The organism is Chryseobacterium sp. SIMBA_028 (assembly GCF_046535285.1).
Taxonomy (GTDB): Bacteria; Bacteroidota; Bacteroidia; order Flavobacteriales; family Weeksellaceae; genus Chryseobacterium.
Genome location: NZ_JAWRWZ010000729.1, coordinates 1 through 242 on the forward strand (window position 1 = coordinate 1; position 242 = coordinate 242).

General features: G+C 44.6%; 1 pseudogene. It reads right to left on the minus strand.

Annotated features, from left to right (window positions below):
- Positions 1 to 242: pseudogene (locus SCA31_RS25170) on the minus strand (MFS transporter); the annotation flags it as partial.

Consider the following 242-nt stretch of genomic DNA (forward strand, 5'->3'; position numbering starts at 1 on the left):
GGTGTCCCGGCTGAAGCCCTATCGTTCCAAGGCTTCTTTGCGTGAAAACAAAATTAATCAAACTAATGACCATTACGATAGCCGCCAGACCGAAAGCTACATTCCATCGCATACTTTCCGGGATGGTATTGCCCAGTATTTCTCCTTTACCTATGGCAATACAAAGGTATCCACCCAGTAAAGCACCAAGATTAATCCCGGCATAAAAAAGGGAAAATCCGGCATCAGCTCTTGAATCATTG